The organism is Citrobacter sp. U14242 (assembly GCF_046555775.1).
Lineage (GTDB): Bacteria > Pseudomonadota > Gammaproteobacteria > Enterobacterales > Enterobacteriaceae > Citrobacter.
On sequence record NZ_JBKGLW010000023.1, the window covers coordinates 12,670 to 32,219 of the forward strand.

Annotated in this window: 20 protein-coding genes and 1 tRNA gene; 10 read left to right on the plus strand and 11 right to left on the minus strand. The window is 51.7% G+C overall.

All coding sequences use genetic code 11. The features are described 5' to 3' along the window. Window positions 1-133 precede the first annotated feature (133 nt). Window positions 134-487 carry a DUF4156 domain-containing protein gene (locus ACLJXE_RS24005; RefSeq protein ID WP_005120974.1) on the plus strand — a complete coding sequence of 118 codons (354 nt, stop codon included), beginning with the start codon at window positions 134-136 and terminating at the stop codon, window positions 485-487. Between the two features lie 118 nt (window positions 488-605). On the opposite strand, the gene epmB is transcribed toward ACLJXE_RS24005, so the two are convergent. After that, the gene (gene epmB, locus ACLJXE_RS24010) at window positions 606-1,634 is read right to left on the minus strand and encodes an EF-P beta-lysylation protein EpmB (protein WP_410752217.1); all 1,029 of its coding nucleotides are present in this window, start codon (window positions 1,632-1,634) and stop codon (window positions 606-608) included. Between the two features lie 40 nt (window positions 1,635-1,674). Here epmB and efp point away from each other — a divergent pair, with 40 nt between their 5' ends. The 3 genes from efp (at window position 1,675) to ecnB (ending at window position 2,729) form a co-directional block, all read left to right on the plus strand. Next, a complete protein-coding gene (gene efp, locus ACLJXE_RS24015; protein WP_005120972.1) occupies window positions 1,675-2,241 on the plus strand; it encodes an elongation factor P in 567 nt (188 codons plus the stop codon). 99 nt (window positions 2,242-2,340) lie between these two features. Next, on the plus strand, window positions 2,341-2,475 hold the full coding sequence (gene ecnA / locus ACLJXE_RS24020; RefSeq protein WP_040232999.1) for a lipoprotein antitoxin entericidin A: 135 nt from the start codon (window positions 2,341-2,343) through the stop codon (window positions 2,473-2,475). A 107-nt stretch (window positions 2,476-2,582) separates the two neighbouring features. Then, window positions 2,583-2,729 carry a lipoprotein toxin entericidin B gene (gene ecnB, locus ACLJXE_RS24025; protein WP_003025482.1) on the plus strand — a complete coding sequence of 49 codons (147 nt, stop codon included), beginning with the start codon at window positions 2,583-2,585 and terminating at the stop codon, window positions 2,727-2,729. A gap of 30 nt (window positions 2,730-2,759) precedes the next feature. Here ecnB and ACLJXE_RS24030 read toward each other — a convergent pair whose 3' ends face one another. Beyond that, the gene (locus ACLJXE_RS24030; RefSeq protein ID WP_410752218.1) at window positions 2,760-3,359 is read right to left on the minus strand and encodes a helix-turn-helix transcriptional regulator; all 600 of its coding nucleotides are present in this window, start codon (window positions 3,357-3,359) and stop codon (window positions 2,760-2,762) included. A 259-nt stretch (window positions 3,360-3,618) separates the two neighbouring features. Here ACLJXE_RS24030 and sugE point away from each other — a divergent pair, with 259 nt between their 5' ends. After that, complete coding sequence (gene sugE / locus ACLJXE_RS24035) at window positions 3,619-3,936, plus strand: quaternary ammonium compound efflux SMR transporter SugE (RefSeq protein ID WP_000118520.1); 318 nt, start codon at window positions 3,619-3,621, stop codon at window positions 3,934-3,936. Here sugE and ACLJXE_RS24040 read toward each other — a convergent pair. Next, a complete protein-coding gene (locus ACLJXE_RS24040) occupies window positions 3,933-4,466 on the minus strand; it encodes a lipocalin family protein (protein ID WP_286630533.1) in 534 nt (177 codons plus the stop codon). The genes sugE and ACLJXE_RS24040 overlap by 4 nt on opposite strands. A 93-nt stretch (window positions 4,467-4,559) precedes the next feature. Then, window positions 4,560-5,705: a CMY-2 family class C beta-lactamase gene (blaCMY, locus tag ACLJXE_RS24045; protein ID WP_410752219.1), complete on the minus strand. Its 1,146-nt coding sequence runs from the start codon at window positions 5,703-5,705 to the stop codon at window positions 4,560-4,562. 131 nt (window positions 5,706-5,836) lie between these two features. Between blaCMY and ampR the strand changes: the two genes are divergently transcribed. Beyond that, window positions 5,837-6,712, plus strand: a complete 876-nt coding sequence (gene ampR, locus ACLJXE_RS24050) for a LysR family transcriptional regulator AmpR (protein ID WP_410752220.1) — start codon at window positions 5,837-5,839, stop codon at window positions 6,710-6,712. Between the two features lie 41 nt (window positions 6,713-6,753). On the opposite strand, the gene frdD is transcribed toward ampR, so the two are convergent. Genes frdD through frdA form a run of 4 tightly spaced genes read right to left on the minus strand, consistent with a single transcriptional unit; the run spans window position 6,754 to window position 10,047 of the window. Next, window positions 6,754-7,113: a fumarate reductase subunit FrdD gene (gene frdD, locus ACLJXE_RS24055; protein WP_048212909.1), complete on the minus strand. Its 360-nt coding sequence runs from the start codon at window positions 7,111-7,113 to the stop codon at window positions 6,754-6,756. 10 nt (window positions 7,114-7,123) lie between these two features. After that, window positions 7,124-7,519 (minus strand): fumarate reductase subunit FrdC, encoded by a 396-nt coding sequence (gene frdC / locus ACLJXE_RS24060; protein WP_048212908.1) that lies wholly within the window; start codon window positions 7,517-7,519, stop codon window positions 7,124-7,126. Window positions 7,520-7,529: 10 nt separating this feature from the next. After that, window positions 7,530-8,264, minus strand: a complete 735-nt coding sequence (gene frdB, locus ACLJXE_RS24065; protein ID WP_003025540.1) for a fumarate reductase iron-sulfur protein — start codon at window positions 8,262-8,264, stop codon at window positions 7,530-7,532. After that, on the minus strand, window positions 8,257-10,047 hold the full coding sequence (gene frdA / locus ACLJXE_RS24070; protein WP_003830519.1) for a fumarate reductase (quinol) flavoprotein subunit: 1,791 nt from the start codon (window positions 10,045-10,047) through the stop codon (window positions 8,257-8,259). The genes frdB and frdA overlap by 8 nt, the downstream gene beginning before the upstream one ends. Window positions 10,048-10,371: 324 nt before the next feature. On the opposite strand from frdA, the gene epmA reads away from it, so the two are divergent. Together epmA and yjeM are read left to right on the plus strand one after the other, a co-directional pair. Continuing rightward, window positions 10,372-11,349 carry an elongation factor P--(R)-beta-lysine ligase gene (gene epmA / locus ACLJXE_RS24075; protein WP_410752221.1) on the plus strand — a complete coding sequence of 326 codons (978 nt, stop codon included), beginning with the start codon at window positions 10,372-10,374 and terminating at the stop codon, window positions 11,347-11,349. 216 nt (window positions 11,350-11,565) lie between these two features. After that, a complete protein-coding gene (gene yjeM, locus ACLJXE_RS24080) occupies window positions 11,566-13,068 on the plus strand; it encodes a glutamate/gamma-aminobutyrate family transporter YjeM (RefSeq protein ID WP_410752222.1) in 1,503 nt (500 codons plus the stop codon). A gap of 52 nt (window positions 13,069-13,120) precedes the next feature. Here yjeM and mscM read toward each other — a convergent pair whose 3' ends face one another. The 3 genes from mscM to rsgA all read right to left on the minus strand — a co-directional run bounded on the left by mscM (window position 13,121) and on the right by rsgA (window position 18,566). Then, a complete protein-coding gene (gene mscM / locus ACLJXE_RS24085; protein WP_410752223.1) occupies window positions 13,121-16,435 on the minus strand; it encodes a miniconductance mechanosensitive channel MscM in 3,315 nt (1,104 codons plus the stop codon). Between the two features lie 17 nt (window positions 16,436-16,452). Continuing rightward, the gene (gene asd / locus ACLJXE_RS24090) at window positions 16,453-17,421 is read right to left on the minus strand and encodes an archaetidylserine decarboxylase (protein ID WP_410752224.1); all 969 of its coding nucleotides are present in this window, start codon (window positions 17,419-17,421) and stop codon (window positions 16,453-16,455) included. Window positions 17,422-17,513: 92 nt separating this feature from the next. Next, window positions 17,514-18,566 (minus strand): small ribosomal subunit biogenesis GTPase RsgA, encoded by a 1,053-nt coding sequence (gene rsgA, locus ACLJXE_RS24095; protein ID WP_271449150.1) that lies wholly within the window; start codon window positions 18,564-18,566, stop codon window positions 17,514-17,516. 106 nt (window positions 18,567-18,672) lie between these two features. Here rsgA and orn point away from each other — a divergent pair, with 106 nt between their 5' ends. Both orn and ACLJXE_RS24105 read left to right on the plus strand, forming a co-directional pair. Further along, complete coding sequence (orn, locus tag ACLJXE_RS24100) at window positions 18,673-19,218, plus strand: oligoribonuclease (protein WP_040232952.1); 546 nt, start codon at window positions 18,673-18,675, stop codon at window positions 19,216-19,218. Window positions 19,219-19,459: 241 nt separating this feature from the next. Then, window positions 19,460-19,535 (plus strand) — tRNA-Gly (locus ACLJXE_RS24105). The last annotated feature ends 15 nt before the right edge of the window (window positions 19,536-19,550 follow it).

The following is a 19,550-nucleotide window of genomic DNA, read 5'->3' on the forward strand; positions in this document are numbered from 1 at the left end:
GATTTGGGTGCTCATTTCCCAGAATTGAGAAACCCCCGGGCAGAAATGTCCGGGGGTTTTTCTTTTGGTCATCTTTTTAGTATATGATTCAGCTACGGACATAAGGTCCAGCTCATTGATTATGGGGAATAACATGCACGTGAAATATTTAGCAGGGATCGTTGGTGCCGCGCTACTGATGGCGGGTTGTAGCTCCAGCAACGAATTGAGTTCAGCCGGACAAAGCGTTCGCTTTGTTGAAGATAAGCCTGGCGCTGAGTGTCAACTGATCGGCACTGCGACCGGTAAACAGAGCAACTGGCTTTCTGGCCAGCATGGCGAAGAAGGTGGCTCTATGCGTGGCGCGGCGAACGATCTGCGTAACCAGGCCGCTGCAATGGGCGGTAACGTGATTTATGGCGTCAGCAGCCCATCTCAGGGAATGCTCTCCAGTTTTGTCCCGACCGCCAGCGAGATGAATGGTCAGGTTTATAAGTGCCCTAACTGATAGACGCTGTTGATGCCGGCTGGCGAGGCTGACATGTCTTATCCGGCCTACAGGTATCAGTAAACGTAGGCCTGATAAGCACAGCACGGAGTGTCCCTGAACAGGGCACTCACAGAGGTTACTGCTGTCGTAATTGCAAATCTAACGGCGTTTTACTTGGCTCACCGCCAATTTCGCGCGCCAGTTTTGGGACCATATAGCCTGAAACATGCGTCAGCAGCTCTCGCATGATTTTCCGCGCTTCATCGTCACTCACCATAAAGTGAGCGGCTCCCTGCACTTTATCCAAAACATGCAGGTAATAGGGCATCACGCCTGCATCAAACAGTGCATTGCTCAGGTTTGCCAGCGTTTGCGCGTTGTCGTTCACGCCACGCAGCAGGACGCTTTGGTTAAGCAATGTGACGCCCGCTTTACGCAAGCTTGCCATCGCCTGACGAAATGTCTCATCAATTTCGTTCGCGTGGTTAATGTGATTCACCAGCAGAATTTGCAGAGAAGACCGCGCAAAACGATCGACTAACCCTTCGGTAATGCGAGCCGGGATCACAATTGGCAAGCGGCTGTGAATTCGCAGACGCTTAATGTGTGAAATGGCCTCCAGTTGCGTGAGTAACCAGTCAAGCTCGTGATCCTTAGCCATGAGGGGATCGCCACCGGAGAAAATAATCTCATCCAGCTCAGGGTGCGCGGCGATGTAATCTAACGCAACCTGCCAGTTACGTTTATTCCCCTGGTTCTCGGCATACGGGAAGTGGCGACGGAAGCAATAGCGGCAGTTTACCGCACATCCGCCTTTTACCAGCAGCAACGCCCGGTTGCGATATTTATGCAGCAATCCAGGAACGACGCTGTGCTGCTCTTCCAGTGGATCCGTAGAGAATCCGGGGGCGGCAACGAATTCATCCTGCAAGGTAAGCACCTGACGCAGTAGCGGATCGTTGGGGTTGCCTTTCTCCATGCGTGCGATAAACGATCGCGGTACGCGAAGGGCAAAAAGACGTTTTGCCTCACGACCAGCGAGCAAATTTTCATCAGCGTCTATATTCAAAAGACGTAATAGTTCATCCGGATCGGTGAGAACATCGGCAAGTTGTACTAACCAATCTTCTCTGGATGGGGTGTTTAGGGTTACAATATGCGCCATTTTGTGGCTTAGCTACCAGTTAACAATTTCAGAGGGCCTTATGGCGACTTACTATAGCAACGATTTTCGTGCCGGTCTTAAAATCATGATGGATGGCGAACCTTATGCGGTTGAAGCCAGTGAATTCGTTAAACCGGGTAAAGGCCAGGCATTTGCACGCGTTAAGCTGCGCCGCCTGCTGACCGGTACTCGTGTAGAGAAAACCTTCAAATCTACCGACTCCGCAGAAGGCGCAGACGTTGTAGATATGAACCTGACTTACCTGTACAACGACGGTGAGTTCTACCATTTCATGAACAACTCTACTTTCGAACAGCTTGCTGCTGACGCGAAAGCGGTAGGTGATAGCGCTAAATGGCTGCTGGATCAGGCTGAGTGCATCGTGACCCTGTGGAATGGTCAGCCTATCTCCGTGACCCCGCCGAACTTCGTTGAGCTGGAAATCATTGAAACTGACCCAGGTCTGAAAGGTGACACTGCAGGTACTGGTGGTAAACCAGCGACGCTGTCCACCGGTGCAGTGGTTAAAGTTCCGCTGTTCGTACAGATCGGCGAAGTCATCAAAGTGGATACCCGCTCTGGCGAATACGTATCCCGCGTGAAGTAATATTCTTCATCTTTCAGGCTGCATCAGGCGGCCTGAATGATTTTGCGTATTTTTAAGATGTTGGTGCAGATTGCTGCGCCATACTTTTCCAGGGCAGGAATGATGAAACGTCTTCTCGGTCTTGTAATGCTTATCCTTTTCACCAGCACCCTTCTGGCGGGCTGTAATACGGCACGCGGCTTCGGTGAAGATATCAAACATCTTGGTAATTCAATTTCTCACGCCGCCAGTTAGTCCCCTCATATTGTCTTAAAAACGCTCGTTTATCCGTCACCCTCCCGGATCTTGTCTATTATTAAGTAGCTATACACAAACAATATTGGCTGGAAAAGGAAGACGTTATGGTTAAGAAGACAATTGCTGCGATCTTTTCTGTGTTGGTACTTTCTTCCGTATTAACGGCGTGTAATACGACGCGAGGCGTAGGTCAGGATATTTCTGAGGGCGGTAGTGCCATTTCTGGTGCAGCGACAAAGGCTCAGCAATAACTATTAACGGTACGACGCACAGTCGTACCGTTAATTCATCTTCTCAGGTAGAGAGAGAAACGGTGAAAAGCGGTTCCCAAGGTGTAGCTTCATACGGATATTTCGCTTATAGGTGTACACCGTTTTACCATGAATGCAGAGCGCGGCGGCTATTGCATTGTTATCAACGCCATCCATCCACAACGACAGTACCTTCTCTTCCTGTGGCGTAAGCAGCGGTGTGGCATTTTTAGGTGTATCTAAAACGGGGCGGATCTGTAGCGCATCCTGGATCGTGCGCGAAAGATCATGCAGTGTACTATGTTTGGACAATGTCGAGTGAACGGCAGAGTGAGGGGGACCGATTGGGTTATGCGATCGGCCGCCTGATTGTAGTAAAATCAGAGGGATGGCGCCACAGCTCATAAAAAATGGTGCGATAGGGGGGCTGGAGTGAATATCGCTGAGAAAACTACATAAATCTGCGATTACCAGATGTGGCTTCCACTGCAAAATATGCTCTTTAGCCAACATCAGATTATTAATCCCTGACACCAGAAATGAAGAGTTGAACATACCAGAATGATTAAGCAAGGCCTCTATCCCTGTGCGGGTGAAGTGGCACCGGTCAATCACTAAAATTTTAAGCATAAACCTTTCGCATTCAGAAGAGGATCAAACGGCTTCCTGAGTTCAGAAAGCTCTTCATCATAGAGAAGTCCAATGTGAGCCAAATGCGGGAACTACGCCTCTAATTGGGCTTAATTCTTGCTTTAAGTAAGCAATGAATAAAAAGGTTGAAATTCATTTTCTCCCGGGCAAAAATGCCATTTTATACATCCGCTTTGTGGGACGACCTGCAAACGCATCTTTCACCCGGGGACGGCCCCATAGTGTTCTGGAGCCTGTTATGTCCTGGATCGTTTTACTTATCGCGGGCCTGCTTGAAGTTGTCTGGGCGATTGGTCTGAAATATACCCACGGTTTTACCCGTTTAACGCCAAGTATTATCACCATTGCGGCGATGATCGTCAGTATCGCTATGCTTTCCTGGGCGATGAGAACGCTGCCGGTTGGTACGGCTTATGCCGTCTGGACCGGGATTGGCGCGGTAGGAGCCGCCATTACCGGCATTCTGCTACTGGGCGAATCAGCCAGCCCGGCGCGTCTGCTCAGTCTGGGGTTGATTGTTGCCGGCATTATTGGCCTGAAGCTCAGCACCCACTAAGCGCCTGGCTGTTTTACCCAAATCAACTTGTTCACTTCAAACCCTTCCCGGGTCGCGACTGCCAGCATCTGCTGTTTCATCTCATCTGAAATCGTTGGGGTGCGAGAGAGGATCCACAGATAGTCACGATCCGGGCCACAGACCAGCGCATGGCGATACTCCCGGTCGAGAGCAATCACGTTATACCCACCATAGAAGGGACCGAAGAACGAGACCTTAAGAGCAGCCCGTCCAGGATCGCCGGTGAAATAGGCTTTGCCTTGCGTTTTTTGCCACATGCCTCGGTCCGGGTTGTAGCCTTTGTTGATGACATTGATCCCACCGTCATCGCGCAAGCTATAGGTTGCAGTAACTTTATCCAACCCACGTTCAAAGCGGTGGTCGAACCGCGCGATCTCATACCAGGTGCCAAGATAACGTTTAGCATCAAAGTTGTTTACAACAGTAACGCCTTTGGGCGGCGTAGGTGAACTGCAAGCCACTACCAGAAATGCAGCCGTGACTGCAGCAACGACAGGCAGAATGCGCATGGGATATTCCTTGCTGTATTTTTGTTAAGTGTAGATGACAGCAGGAAAATAAGTGGAAGAAAGGAGGCCCGACGGATCGGACCTCAACGTCGGTTACTGCAGTTTTTCAAGGATGCGCCAGGCCGCGTCGACGCGAGCAGGATTCGGGTAGCTTTTATTTGCCAGCATCACGATGCCAAGATTTTTCTCCGGAATAAAAGCGACATAACTACCAAATCCGCCAGTCGAACCTGTTTTATGTACCCAGGAGGCTTTTACTGCGGGGGCTGGTGGGTTTACCTCAACGGCCGGAAGCGCCGCCAGAGCGATTTTACTGTCGCTGCCGTTGATAACAGTGTCTGCTTTTACCGGCCAGTTCAGCATTTCCCAGCCTAAGCCCTGGTACATCTCACCAACGCGCCAGTAACGTGACTGTGCGAGCCCGATGCCCTGCTGTAGGGTTTTCTCCTGCACGTGGCTGGCGTCCATATTGGCCTGAACCCAGCGTGCCATATCCATAATGCCGGATTTCACACCATACGCTTCAGCATCAAGTTGACCTGGTGAAACATGTACGGGCTTGCCATCGCGATAGCCCCAGGCATAATCCTGTTGCTCGTTCTGCGGAACGGTAATCCAGGTGTGTGAGAGTTTTAATGGCTGCAGGACGCGTCTGGTCATCGCCTCTTCGTAACTCATTCCAGAGGGTTTCACCGCCAGTGCGCCAAACAGACCAATGCTGGAGTTAGCATAGAGACGTTTAGCGCCCGGGGCCCACTGAGGTTGCCAGTTTTGATAAAAGTGCAACAATGCGGCTTTATCAGTAACGTCGTCGGGTATCTGAAGCGGCAGACCACCCGCCGTATAGGTGGCTAAGTGCAGCAGGCTGATACCTTGCCACTGTTTTCCTGTCAGTTCCGGCCAGTACTGGGTGACCGGATCGCTGAGTTTGATTTCGCCGCGGGCGATCGCATCGCCGCCCAGCACGCCATTGAAGGTCTTACTGACTGAACCGAGCTCGAACAACGTATTCTGTGTGACCGGGCGATTATTGGCGATATCAGCTTTACCCCAGGTAAAATAATACGGTTTTCCCTGGTAGATAACGGCCACGGCCATACCCGGAATGGCCTGTTCTTTCATTAGCGGTGTGATAGTGCGGTTAACGATATCGGCAATGTGTTGTTCTGTCTTTGAGGCGGCAAACGTTGAGAAAGAGGCGGCCAGCAGCAGCGCGCAGCATAACGATTTTTTCATCATGAAATCATTTCCGTAATAAAAAGCGAAAGGGTGTCCGGGCCCATCAGACGCGACCAGTTTGTTTGATTTGCACTGTGTTGACAAACGGTTAAATTTAGCAGCAGATATAAGTTTTTCTAACAGGCAAGATGATGACGCGTAGCTATATCCCACTTAATTCTCTGCGGGCTTTTGAAGCGGCCGCAAGGCATCTCAGCTTTACCCGCGCAGCAATTGAGCTGAATGTCACGCATTCTGCCATCAGCCAGCATGTGAAAGCGTTGGAGCAACAGCTGAATTGTCAGCTCTTTATTCGCGTTTCACGGGGCCTGATGCTCACGACAGAAGGTGAAAGTCTGTTACCTGTACTTAATGATTCCTTCGATCGTATGGCGGCGATGTTAGACCGTTTTGCCAGTAACCAGGCTCAGGAAAAACTGAAAATTGGTGTGGTGGGCACTTTTGCGGTGGGTTGTCTTTTCCCACTACTACGCGATTTTAAACGGGGTTTTCCGCATATCGATTTACAGCTTTCCACGCATAATAACCGTGTTGATCCTGCTGCAGAGGGGCTGGATTATACCATTCGCTATGGTGGTGGAGCCTGGCACGATACCGATGCGCAATATTTATGTAGCGCGCTGATGTCTCCGCTTTGTTCACCAGACCTGGCCTCTCAGATTCAGGCTCCTGCAGATATCCTGAAATTTCCGCTATTACGATCGTATCGTCGTGATGAATGGGCGCTGTGGATGCAGGCGGCCGGAGAGGCTCCCCCTTCACCAACGCACAATGTGGTTGTGTTTGACTCGTCCGTCACGATGCTTGAAGCGGCGCAAGCAGGGCTGGGGGTGGCTATTGCTCCCGTCAGAATGTTCACGCATTTGCTGAACAGTGAGCGTATCGTGCAACCGTTTTTAACGCAGATTGATTTGGGCAGTTACTGGATTACGCGTTTGCAATCCCGCCCGGAGACGCCTGCAATGCGTGAGTTTTCCCGCTGGTTGATCGGCGTTGTGCACAAATAAAAAGGCCCGCCAGTGGCGGGCCCAATAGGTAACAACTGCGATTAGATAGTCAGAATGCCAATCGCTGTTACAACGGTCAGGATAGCAGCCAGACCGTAGAATACCCATTTGCCAGCAGGCACGTGGATTTTCAGGTCATGCATCGCGTGGTGCATACGGTGTAAACCACACCACAGCGGCAGAACGATCATCAGGAACAGAAATGCGCGTCCGATGAAGCTCTGGGCAAATGCCATAATGCGCTCATAGCTCAGCGCATCGCCCGGGAACAGACCCAGCGGCAGCATAATACCAACCAGCAGAACCACTACCGGCGCAATGATTGCGCCCCACATACCACCTGCACCAAACAGACCCCAGAATACAGGTTCGTCAGAGCGTTTTGGATTTGGATTAATCATCCCGGACTCCTTACCAGTACAGGGCTACATACAGTATGACTACGGTCACAACCGCAGTAACTACCCAGAGACCTTTGATGATCGGCTCTGGCCCCATTTTTTCGTCTTTTACGATGATGTTGGCGGCTTTCGGCGCCAGTTCAAACCAGGTTTTGGTATGCAGCAGTGCTGCAGCCAGAACAACCAGGTTGAGGATCACCACCACCGGGTTTTGCAAAAAGCCGACAAAGCCCATCCAGGACTCAGCACCATGCTTCAGAGCAAACAGGCCGAAAATCAGTTCAATACTGAACCAGACTGCCGGAACTGCCGTGCCTTCGCGCAGCATGTAAAAGCGATAAAATGGCAGCTTTTTCCACCAGGTGGACGTCATCGGCCGCACATAGGGTTTGCGTTTAGTCGTCATCATGCACTCCTTAGCGTGGTTTCAGGGTAGCGATAAGAAAGTCTTTTGAACTTTCAACTTTACCCTGCTGAATGGCCGCAGCCGGATCGACGTGTTTCGGGCAGACTTCGGAGCAGTAACCCACGAAAGTACAGGTCCAGACGCCGTTCGGGCTGTTCAACTGAGCCATACGCTCCTTCTTACCGTGGTCGCGGCTATCTTCGTTGTAACGATGCGCCAGCGTAATTGCAGCCGGTCCAATGAACTCAGGGTTCAGGCCGAACTGCGGGCACGCGGCGTAGCACAGACCACAGTTGATGCAACCGGAGAACTGATGATACTTCGCCATTTGCGCCGGAGTCTGGGTGTTTGGACCCTGATCCGGAGTACGCGGGTTGCCAATGATGTACGGCTTGATCGCTTCCAGACTTTCGATAAAGTGCGTCATATCGACGACCAGATCGCGCTCAATCGGGAAGTTGCCCAGCGCTTCAACCTTCATACCGTTGGTATAATCACGCAGGAAGGTTTTGCACGCCAGTTTCGGCACGTTGTTGACCATCATGCCGCAAGAGCCGCAGATTGCCATACGGCAGGACCAGCGATAGCTCAGGTCCGGGGCCAGGTTATCTTTGATGTAGCCCAACGCATCCAGCAGAGACGTGGTTTCATCATAAGGAACTTCATAGAAAGCACTGTGCGGCGCGGTATCGGTTTCCGGGTTATAGCGCACCACCTCAACTTTCAGGTTTTTCATCTCAGCCATTCGCCTTCTCCTTCTTATCGGCTGCTTCCGCTTCGCCACCGTATACACGTTTAGCTGGTGGCAGAGTGGTGATTTTCACGTCGCTGTATTCCAGGCGAGTCGTGCCGTCAGCATCGCGGAAGGCGAGGGTATGTTTGAGGAAGTTAACGTCGTCACGCTCGGTGCAGCCTTCATCCAGACGCTGGTGCGCGCCGCGGGATTCTTTACGTGCCAGCGCGGAGTGTGCCATACATTCGGCAACATTCAGGCCGTGACCCAGTTCAATGGTGTACAGCAGGTCGGTGTTAAAGACGCTGGAGGTATCAGTGATACGTACGCGCTTGAAGCGCTCCTGCAGCTCAGCCAGCTTATCAACGGTTTTCTGCATGAGTTCCGGTGTACGGTAGATACCGCAACCTTCTTCCATAGACAGACCCATTTCGTCGCGAATCTTAGACCAGTTTTCGTTACCTTCCTGGTTAACCAGATCTTTCAGACGTTTTTCAACGCCAGCAACCTGTGCATCGAGCGCGGCACTGTTTGCAGCGCCAGCCGTTGCAGCACGTTCTGCAGCCTGCTCACCTGCCATACGGCCAAAGACCACCAGTTCCGCCAGAGAGTTGGAGCCCAGACGGTTAGCTCCGTGCAGACCAACAGAGGAACATTCACCAACCGCGAACAGACCTTTAATACGGGTTTCGCAGTGCTGATCGGTTTCGATACCGCCCATGGTGTAGTGTGCGGTCGGGCGTACCGGGATCGGTTCTTTAACCGGATCGACACCCACGTAGGCTTTCGCCAGTTCGCAGATGAACGGTAAACGTTCGAGCAGTTTTTTCTCGCCGAGGTGACGCAGGTCGAGGTGAACGACATCGCCACGTGGGGTGGAGATGGTGTTGCCTTTACGCCATTCGTGCCAGAAAGCCTGAGAAACTTTGTCACGCGGACCGAGTTCCATGTATTTGTTTTTCGGCTCACCCAGCGGAGTTTCTGGACCCATGCCGTAGTCCTGCAGATAGCGGTAGCCATTTTTGTTGACCAGAATACCGCCTTCACCACGGCAGCCTTCAGTCATCAGGATACCAGAACCAGGCAGACCGGTTGGGTGATACTGAACGAATTCCATATCACGCAGCGGAACGCCGTGGCTCAGCGCCATGCCCATACCGTCGCCGGTTACGATGCCGCCGTTGGTGTTGTAACGGTAAACACGACCAGCGCCGCCCGTTGCCATCACGACTGCGTTAGCACGGATTTGTACCAGGGTGCCTTCCATCATGTTCATGGCGACCAGGCCGCGAGCATGACCGTCGTCAACCAGGATATCCAGAACGAAGTGTTCATCAAAGCGCTGAATCTGCGGGAACTGCAAAGACGTTTGGAACAGCGTATGCAGCATGTGGAAGCCGGTTTTATCCGCGGCAAACCAGGTACGCTCGATTTTCATGCCGCCGAAGCGACGTACGTTGACGCTACCGTCTTCACGGCGGCTCCATGGGCAGCCCCATTGTTCCAGTTGTGTCATTTCAGTTGGGCAGTGGTGGACAAAGTAATCCACGACATCCTGCTCACACAGCCAGTCTCCGCCTGCTACCGTATCGTGAAAATGGTAGTCAAAGCTGTCATGATCCTGCGCGACAGCAGCAGAGCCGCCTTCGGCAGCAACGGTATGGCTGCGCATTGGGTACACTTTTGAGATCAGTGCGATTTTAGCGTTGGGATTTGCTTGTGCGGCAGCAATTGCAGCACGTAATCCCGCGCCACCGGCGCCTATAATGGCAAGATCGGCTTGAAAGGTTTGCACGACATTCCTCCAGATTGTTGTTATTTCATCCCCGTCCGAATTCAGATGCTTAATCGGATTCAAACAGGTTATGAACGCGTTTCCACTGCTCCTTTATAGGTACAATAGTATAGTCTTAGGGATGTGAGGGAAATTTGACGTGTTCGATTTTTTTAGCGTATCAGAGGGCTGAATTATCATTGAATTTGATTAATTTAATTACTAAACCACCCAATGTTGCTTTTTTTACCCGCCAGCCAGTGTTTATTATTCCCGCGTGAAATTTGTCTCGCTAGCGCGATACGAGTAGACTTCGTGCCCTTGTCTGAAATCGGAGAAACAACCATGAGCGAAACGGCAACCTGGCAGCCGAGCGCGTCCATCCCCAATCTGTTAAAACGTGCAGCAATTATAGCGGAGATTCGCCGCTTTTTTGCCGATCGTGGAGTGCTTGAGGTTGAGACACCTTGCATGAGTCAGGCGACGGTAACGGACATTCATCTGTTCCCGTTCGAAACGCGTTTCGTTGGCCCTGGTCATTCCCAGGGGATGAACCTCTATTTAATGACCAGCCCGGAATACCATATGAAGCGCCTGTTGGTGGCAGGGTGTGGTCCGGTATACCAGCTGTGCCGCAGCTTTCGTAACGAAGAGATGGGTCGTCATCATAACCCTGAGTTCACCATGCTCGAGTGGTACCGTCCCCATTACGACATGTATCGTCTGATGAACGAAGTGGACGATTTGCTCCAGCAAGTGCTGGACTGTTCACCTGCGGAAAGTCTTTCTTACCAGCAAGCTTTCCAACGTTATCTGGAGATTGATCCGCTGTCTGCGGATAAAACCCAACTGCGAGAAGTAGCGGCGAAGCTGGATCTCAGCAATATCGCGGATACTGAAGAAGACCGGGATACCTTGCTGCAACTGCTGTTTACAATGGGTGTTGAGCCGCATATTGGCAAAGACAAACCGACGTTTGTGTACCATTTCCCGGCCAGCCAGGCGTCACTGGCACAAATCAGTACCGAAGATCATCGGGTCGCAGAGCGATTTGAGGTTTATTACAAAGGTATTGAGCTGGCGAATGGTTTCCATGAGTTGACCGATGCGCGTGAACAGCAACAACGGTTCGAGCAGGATAATCGTAAACGTGCTGCGCGTGGTCTGCCGCAACAGCCAATTGACAACAACTTGCTTGAAGCGTTGAAGGTTGGGATGCCGGATTGCTCTGGTGTGGCGCTGGGTGTTGATCGTCTGGTGATGCTGGCGCTGGGCGCTGATAGCCTGGCTGACGTTATCGCCTTTACCGTCGATCGCGCATAACGTGTTATCCCTTCACAATGCAAAGTGGCGGTAAAACCGCCACTATGTAGCACATTTTTTCACTTCTCCTCTAATAGCCACAATTTACCTCTGGATATCTGGTATCGTTTAGGTATCAATTCTGTGTTGATTTTTAATTGCTGAACTCTGCAAAGAGGGCGGTGCCAATCGGTGAGCGGCGTTTGCTAAACGCTTGCCAGAGTAAGGGATGGTTGAATGACCCAAACAATAAAGAAGATGAGCCTGTCAGGTCTCATCCTTATGATATTTACGTCGGTTTTCGGATTTGCAAATAGTCCCTCTGCATTTTATTTAATGGGATATAGTGCGATTCCCTGGTATATATTTTCTGCATTATTATTCTTTATTCCATTCGCCTTAATGATGGCAGAAATGGGTTCCGCTTATCGGAAAGAAGAAGGTGGAATATATTCGTGGATGAATAATAGCGTTGGACCACGCTACGCGTTTATCGGTACATTTATGTGGTTCTCCTCCTACGTGATATGGATGGTTAGCACAGCGGCAAAAGTATGGGTGCCGTTCTCCACCTTCTTATTCGGCGCAGACATGACGCAGCATTGGGGTATCGCCGGGCTTGAACCAACCCAGGTTGTCGGACTGCTCGCGGTCGGCTGGATGGTGGTAGTCACCTGTGTTGCTTCTCGTGGTATTAATAAGATTGCACGTATTACGGCTGTAGGCGGAATTGCTGTAATGTGTCTTAATTTAGTTCTGTTGTTAGTGAGTGTCACTATTTTGTTATTAACAGGTGGCCACTTTGCACAGGATATTAATTTTACCTCTTCACCCAATCCAGGGTATCAATCCGGCCTGGCTATGTTGTCATTCGTGGTATTTGCCATTTTTGCTTATGGTGGAATTGAAGCCGTGGGGGGACTGGTCGATAAAACGGATAAACCCGAAAAGAACTTTGCGAAAGGCATTGTCTTTGCCGCTATCGTCATTTCAGTGGGGTATTCGCTGGCCATATTTTTGTGGGGTGTTAGCACCAACTGGCAGCAGGTATTAAGTAATGGTTCCGTTAACCTTGGTAATATTACTTATATCCTGATGAAAAGTCTTGGGATGACATTGGGTAATGCGCTGCACCTTTCCCCAGAGACGGCAATGACAATGGGGGTATGGTTCGCGCGTATTACCGGGCTTTCCATGTTCCTTGCCTATACCGGTGCTTTTTTTACCCTTAGCTACTCGCCGCTGAAAGCGATTATTCAGGGAACACCAAAAGCGCTGTGGCCGGCACCGATGACAAAACTGAATGCGATGGGCATGCCAACAACAGCAATGTGGATGCAGTGCCTGCTGGTGAGTCTGTTTATTCTGTTGGTTTCGTTCGGCGGTGATACGGCTTCCGCGTTTTATAACAAACTGACGCTGATGGCGAACGTATCGATGACGTTGCCGTATCTGTTCCTGGCGCTGGCATTCCCATTCTTTAAATCTTGCGTCGGCCTGGAAAGACCGTTTGTGATATTTAAAACCCGGACCGCAACGCTACTGGCTACAGGCGTAGTGGTGCTGGTGGTGACGTTCGCCAACGTATTCACCATCATCCAGCCAGTGATTGAGGCCGGAGACTGGAACAGCGCGCTGTGGATGATTGGTGGTCCGATATTCTTCTCGTTGCTGGCGATGGCGATTTATCAGAACTACAGCTGCCGCGCGGTCAATGAGCCTGAGTGGGCTGTGGAGTAATTTTTCTTGCCGGATGAGGCGCGATAACGCCACCATCCGGTATCACTCTCGTTTACAAACTTCCCGCCGGACGACGGCCTCTGCCCGCAGAGTTTAACGTTCTTCCCGTTTGCTTACCCCCCAGACTTTCCAGACGCATCTGGAACGGTGGGAATGGCATATCAATACCGTGCTCACGGAAACCTGCCAGAATCAGTTGGTGGATCTCGTGGCGCAGTGGCATACGGTGCCCCATCTCTGCGGCATAGATACGCAGTTCAAAGATTTGAATTCCCTGCTGCAGGTCGACCAGGAAGACTTCCGGTGCCGGGTTGTCGATAACCAGTGAGCAGCGCTGGGCGGCAGTGAGCAGGATTTGCGTGACCTCCTCACTGTTAGCCTCTGACGGTGCCGGGATAGTTAACACGACACGCGTGACCGAGTCAGATAGTGACCAGTTGATAAACTGCTCGGTGATGAACGCTTTGTTGGGCACAATGATCTCTTTGCGGTCCCAGTCGCTGATGGTGGTCGCGCGGGTATTAATTTTCGTCACGCTACCGGTGAGATCACGAATTGTCACCGTGTCGCCAATACGGATTGGTTTTTCAAACAGGATGATCAGGCCGGAAATAAAGTTGGCGAAGATCTCCTGCAAGCCAAAGCCCAGCCCCACACCGAGAGCGGCTACCAGCCATTGCAGTTTCGACCATTCGATACCAATCATAGAGAAGCCAACCAAACCGCCAATCAGCATCAGCAGATATTTGGTTATGGTGGTGATGGCATAACCGGTGCCGGGGGTTAAATCCAGGTGCTGTAGCAACGCGAGTTCCAGCAATGCGGGCAGGTTTCGCACCAACTGCGTCGTGATGATAAACACCAGAATCGCAATTAACACCGCACCCAGTGTAATGGGCTCTAAACTTTCCACGCCCTGCACCGTGGAGGTGACATCCCATAGTGAGATATTTTCCAGGAAGCCGAAAGCGGAGTGAATTTCTGACCACAGCACGATAACCGAAAGCAGGGCGATGAGCATCAGGATAGAACGCACCAGGCGCAGCGATTGTGCACTGATCGCATCAAGATCCACTTCGCTTTCGTCAACATCAACGGCCCCTTCAAGGCTGGTTGAATGTGGCGGCTCTTCCTCACCTCGCGCGCGTTGCGCCAGCATTTCAGCACGTCGATGCTTGGCGCGATCGAATGCCAGACGGCGACGTTGGATGAGCATCCAACGACGGATGACGTGATAGACCACCAGTAACAAGAACCAGATTGCTACCGACGTCTCCAGGCGCGCCAGCAAGGCTTGTGATGTTGCCAGGTAGCCCACAGCTGCCGCGAGAATAGCAATGAGTGGTGCACCCATCAGCATATTCCACAGCATACTGTTGACCATGTTGTCGCCATTGCCTTCTTTGTCGAGATACAGCGGTATACCGGCGCGTTTCAGGCTCAGGGTTACGATCGCCAGTGCTCCGCAAATCAGGATAAAGCACAGGCGCCCCAATGAAGCGGAGAATTCCCGGTCATTGAGGTTATCAAACATAATCACCGCCATGATCAGCGGGACAATCAGCCCGATACTCATCAGGTAATAGTGCATGGCCTTCGCGACACGGTTACGCGGCCAGCCAAAGTGCGCAATGAACAGACCGTTGGGGCGCGCGAAGGTGGCGCAAATCATTACCGCCCACAGCATGGGTACCGTTGCGGTAACGCCGTCTCCTATCGCGACTGCCAGCGGGTAGGGCCAGGCTTCCTGTAATCCGTAACCCAGCGTTGCCCATAACACTGGCAGCGGTGAGGCAACGAGTATCGACCAGAATACCGTGCGTATCGTGAGCCAGAAGTGGTCCTGAGTCACTTTACCAACACGCGCTGACGAGCGTTCAAGAAAGCGAGTGAAGTGTTTACGTGAAGAAAGGCTAAACCCAACCAGCACCAGTGCACCGAACAGTGGTAGCAGCGTTTCCTTGCTGGTCAGCATCATGATCGTGGCTTTGCCAAGCTGATTAAATGTATCGAGTGAGATCAGGCGGCGCAGGTCCTGAACAATGTCGACAGGCCAGGAAAGCGAGATGGGGCTGACGTCTGATGTCCAGAACAGATAACGGTGCGTCGCCTCGTTGACCTCCTTCAACGCGTCTTCCAGTTGGCTATTGGAGACTTTTAGCTTAGTGAGCTCGAGGATCAGTGTATCGCCACCCTGCAGCAGAGAGTTCAGTAGTTCACGCTGAGTGCGCAACTGGGCGTTGAGAATGCTGCTCTGCTCAGCGGTTAGTGGTTGTCCGTCGGCCTGGTGAATTTGACGTAATTGCGGCTGCTTGTTGAGGAGGTCTTCATAGCGCATGCGGTGTACGCGCAGTTGCGCCATTTCGGTATCTAACTGCTGGGGTTTGGGCATTTCTGGCAGGCGAGAAACTTGTGCACGCAGTGCTTCCCCCAGCATATTCGAGACGCCAAGCCATTGTGACTGTTCCCGCAGTGTATTCAGCGCCTGACGTACCTGCAACGTTTGGCTGGTGGCCTGACGCTGCTGGGAGGCGACCAGATCCATACGTTGCGCCTGCTGATTGAGTGCCTGAGACAGCTCACGGTTAACTTTAAACTGGTCAATGATGCCTTCCGGCAATCCTGCGCTGTTTTCTGCCAACAGTTCCGTACTTTCCAGCGCACGTTCGGCTTCACGCTGGCGCTGGCTGTTGAGTTGGTTGCGTAATGCCTGCAGGTAAGCGTCGAGCTGTTGGCTCTGTTTTTCTGCCAGTTCGGAGCGCATTCGCGCCAGTTCCTGGCGGTTGTTTGCGGAAAGCTGAGCCAGTTCCAGTTCATCGACCTGGGCTTTAAGCCTGGCGGATTCCGCCTGCATCGCCTGATTGAGCGCTGAGTTACTGTTGGTTGTACCAAGGCGCCGCTCAATATCATTTAACTGGCGGCGAGCATCGGTTTGTTGCTGAGGAAGCTGGCTTAACGAGTCGGCGATTTCCCGGGCGCGATCCTGTTCCTGTTGAGCCTGGCGGCTTTTATCCAGTAACTGACTGCTGACCTGAAGGATCTCCTGGTTTAAAGCATCCGTCGTGAGGCCGGTCGGTACGCTACGCGGTTCGTCGCGCAGGTTGTTTAGCTGTGCGCGTAACGTGGCGGACAGCTTGGGGAAGTTATCGATAACCTGCTGATATTGTTCAGCTCGCTCAAGGGAGCCTTTCCGCTCCTCGAGAGCATTCAGCGCGGACTGGAGCGCCTCAACGGTTTCTGGCTGAGCGGGTTTCGCCGCCTTTGCCTGCTCCAGTTCCTGAGTGAGTTGTTTACTATCGGGGGCCGTCGCAGCGTACGCCCCCTGGCTGAGGCACCAGGCCATCAGAAAAGTGATAATCAGGCGCACAGCAGCGATTCCTATGGTTAACTTTCGTCTTTTTTGTCATCAACCAGCGGGCTGGCGTCGTGTTCTGCTTCGATTTCTTCTTTCGGCAATGGCACTGGCTCTGCCTCTGGCGTCACGAAAGTCTCGGTAGAAATGGCCATCGGCTGGCCAATTTTGGTTACCGACAGATCCTGCAACTGCGCAACCAGATTAACTTTACCCGGTGCAAACAGGTTGATAACGGTTGAACCGAGTTTAAAGCGGCCCATTTCCTGACCTTTCAGCAGCGCCACAGAGCCTTCGCTTTCGCCTTCAGGCCATGTCCAGCGTTTGATCACGCCTTCACGCGGTGGGGTAATGGTGCCAGCCCATACGGTTTCAATGCTACCCACAATGGTTGCACCAACCAGAATCTGTACCATTGGACCAAATTCGGTATCAAACAGACAAATAATACGTTCGTTGCGGGCAAACAGGTTCGGTACGTTCTGCGCAGTCAGGATGTTTACTGAGAAGAGGTCGCCTGGCACGTACATCATTTCTCGCAGGATACCGTTACACGGCATGTGGACGCGGTGGTAATCACGCGGTGAGAGGTAAGTCGTGACAAACGTCCCGTTACGGAATTTATCCGCCATCTGGTAGTTGCCGGCCAGCAGCGCTTCAAGGGTGTAGCTATGCCCTTTGGCCTGTAACAGTTTGTCTTCCTCAATATTTCCCAACTGATTAATCACGCCGTCAGCGGGCATGACCAGTACATTGGGATCGGTATTGATCGGGCGTGCATCTTCGCGCAGTGGACGAACAAAAAAGTCGTTAAAGGTACGATAGCTGGCGGTGTCCGGCTTTTGCGCCTCTTTCATATCGACCTTGTAATATTTCACGAACAGATCGATGACCAGTTTGGTCAACCATCCTGCACGTTTGCTCGCACCCCAACCCGCCAGGCGAGTGAGCCATAGTTTCGGCAGAATGTATTGTAGCGAAAGCTTAAATGAGTTTAACAAGGTAGCCTCCAGGCCATAATTTGTTCCCGATCCGGCATATGGGCCGGATCCTGAAAAAAGGGGGACGATTCTAGCGATGCTTAGCTTAGTTGTCAGTTGTCTGTATCAGAAAAGTTTTTACGCGTTTTTACCTGCGCCATGCTTTCCAGGATGCGGTGATAATTTTCAAACCGAATCTCAGCGATTTTCCCTTCTTCGACAGCTTCACGAATTGCACAGCCCGGATCTGCATCATGTTTACAGTCGCGGTACTTGCAATGGCCTAAATAGTCATGAAATTCGACAAAGCCATCGGTGATTTGTTCCGGTTCAAGATGCCACAGCCCAAACTCACGTACACCGGGGGAGTCGATGACATCGCCGCCGTGAGGGAAGTGGTACAGGCGAGAAGCTGTCGTGGTGTGCTGCCCAAGACCAGAGTTGTCGGAGACATCATTGGTCAGGATCTCTTCCTGCAGGCCGAGAAGGTTATTGAGCAGGCTGGATTTTCCTACGCCTGACTGACCAGCAAAGATACTAATACGATCGGTCAACGCTTCTTCAAGCGGTTTCAGGCCGTCTTTGGTGCGGCTTGAGACCATCAACACGCGATAACCAATGTTGCGATAGATGTCCATTTGTTCGTTAACGAAGGCCATACCTTCGTCGTCCAGCAGATCGATTTTGTTGAGTACGATGATGGGCTCTACGTGCAAGGTTTCACAAGCTACCAGATAACGGTCGATAATATTCAGTGACAGCTCAGGTAAGATGGCTGAGACAATCACGATTTGATCGATGTTGGCCGCAATGGGTTTTACCCCGTCGTAAAAGTCCGGGCGAGTGAGTACTGAGGTACGCTCATGTACCGCCTCAACGATCCCTTTAACATTCACGCCCTCAGCCGCCGCTTTCCCCGGACGCCAGACTACACGATCGCCGGTAACCAGCGAACGAATGGTACGGCGGATGTTGCAACGGTGAATTTCACCGTCAGCAGATTCTACGTCGGCATGCATGCCAAAACGGCTGATAACGATGCCTTCAGCGGTCTCGCCAAACAGGTTGTCGTCGTAGTCGGGCTTCTCCGCGGACGTTTTAAGACGACGCTGGTGATTGGCGTTCACGCGGCGCTGTTGGCCTTTGGAGAGTTTATTCTTACTCAATCGGACTGGCTCCTGGTCGCCCATAATGGGCAAAACATTTATGATACACGCAATTTTAGATGAATATAGTCACACTGAATGTGACGTCTGAAGGGTGGAAAATAGCATGAGTGCCAATGAAAACAACCTGATTTGGATCGATCTGGAGATGACAGGTCTGGATCCCGAGCGCGATCGCATTATTGAGATCGCTACGCTAGTGACTGATGCCAACCTGAATATCCTGGCTGAAGGACCGACAATTGCGGTGCATCAGTCTGATGAGCAACTGGCGTTAATGGATGACTGGAACGTACGTACGCATACCGGAAGTGGGCTGGTGGAACGCGTAAAAGCGAGCACCATGGGCGATCGTGAAGCCGAACTGGCGACGTTGGCCTTTTTAAAAGAGTGGGTACCTGAAGGAAAATCACCCATTTGCGGTAACAGCATCGGTCAGGATCGCCGTTTCCTGTTTAAATATATGCCAGAGCTGGAAGCCTATTTCCATTATCGCTATCTGGACGTCAGTACGCTTAAAGAGTTGGCCCGTCGCTGGAAACCAGAGATCCTTGATGGCTTCAAGAAACAAGGTACGCACCAGGCAATGGACGATATTCGTGAGTCCGTTGCGGAGCTGGCTTACTATCGCGAGCATTTTATTAAGCTTTGATTTTGTGGATTACCGGGTGGCGGTTGTACTCTGCCCGGCCTGCGAATATCGTTCCAGTGCGCTTGCACTGGGGCAGGATTGCCGCTAAATTAAACGACTTGCCGATAAATTCAGCATTTGAACAGAAAAACGAAAAAATCGCTTTTAGGGGGGTTGCAGCTAAACGGATTTCTCGTATAATGCGCCTCCCGTAACGACAGAGAATTACACGTTACGGCAGCAACAAAAGAAGTACAAGTTTGCGGGAATAGCTCAGTTGGTAGAGCACGACCTTGCCAAGGTCGGGGTCGCGAGTTCGAGTCTCGTTTCCCGCTCCAAAATTTGAAAAGTAT

Bases quoted from the DNA above. Each gene is read 5' to 3' on its own strand.
- ACLJXE_RS24005 (WP_005120974.1), top strand. From the start codon at position 134: ATGCACGTGAAATATTTAGCAGGGATCGTTGGTGCCGCGCTACTGATG.
- epmB (WP_410752217.1), bottom strand. From the start codon at position 1,634: ATGGCGCATATTGTAACCCTAAACACCCCATCCAGAGAAGATTGGTTA.
- efp (WP_005120972.1), top strand. From the start codon at position 1,675: ATGGCGACTTACTATAGCAACGATTTTCGTGCCGGTCTTAAAATCATG.
- ecnA (WP_040232999.1), top strand. From the start codon at position 2,341: ATGATGAAACGTCTTCTCGGTCTTGTAATGCTTATCCTTTTCACCAGC.
- ecnB (WP_003025482.1), top strand. From the start codon at position 2,583: ATGGTTAAGAAGACAATTGCTGCGATCTTTTCTGTGTTGGTACTTTCT.
- ACLJXE_RS24030 (WP_410752218.1), bottom strand. From the start codon at position 3,359: ATGCTTAAAATTTTAGTGATTGACCGGTGCCACTTCACCCGCACAGGG.
- sugE (WP_000118520.1), top strand. From the start codon at position 3,619: ATGTCCTGGATCGTTTTACTTATCGCGGGCCTGCTTGAAGTTGTCTGG.
- ACLJXE_RS24040 (WP_286630533.1), bottom strand. From the start codon at position 4,466: ATGCGCATTCTGCCTGTCGTTGCTGCAGTCACGGCTGCATTTCTGGTA.
- blaCMY (WP_410752219.1), bottom strand. From the start codon at position 5,705: ATGATGAAAAAATCGTTATGCTGCGCGCTGCTGCTGGCCGCCTCTTTC.
- ampR (WP_410752220.1), top strand. From the start codon at position 5,837: ATGACGCGTAGCTATATCCCACTTAATTCTCTGCGGGCTTTTGAAGCG.
- frdD (WP_048212909.1), bottom strand. From the start codon at position 7,113: ATGATTAATCCAAATCCAAAACGCTCTGACGAACCTGTATTCTGGGGT.
- frdC (WP_048212908.1), bottom strand. From the start codon at position 7,519: ATGACGACTAAACGCAAACCCTATGTGCGGCCGATGACGTCCACCTGG.
- frdB (WP_003025540.1), bottom strand. From the start codon at position 8,264: ATGGCTGAGATGAAAAACCTGAAAGTTGAGGTGGTGCGCTATAACCCG.
- epmA (WP_410752221.1), top strand. From the start codon at position 10,372: ATGAGCGAAACGGCAACCTGGCAGCCGAGCGCGTCCATCCCCAATCTG.
- yjeM (WP_410752222.1), top strand. From the start codon at position 11,566: ATGACCCAAACAATAAAGAAGATGAGCCTGTCAGGTCTCATCCTTATG.
- orn (WP_040232952.1), top strand. From the start codon at position 18,673: ATGAGTGCCAATGAAAACAACCTGATTTGGATCGATCTGGAGATGACA.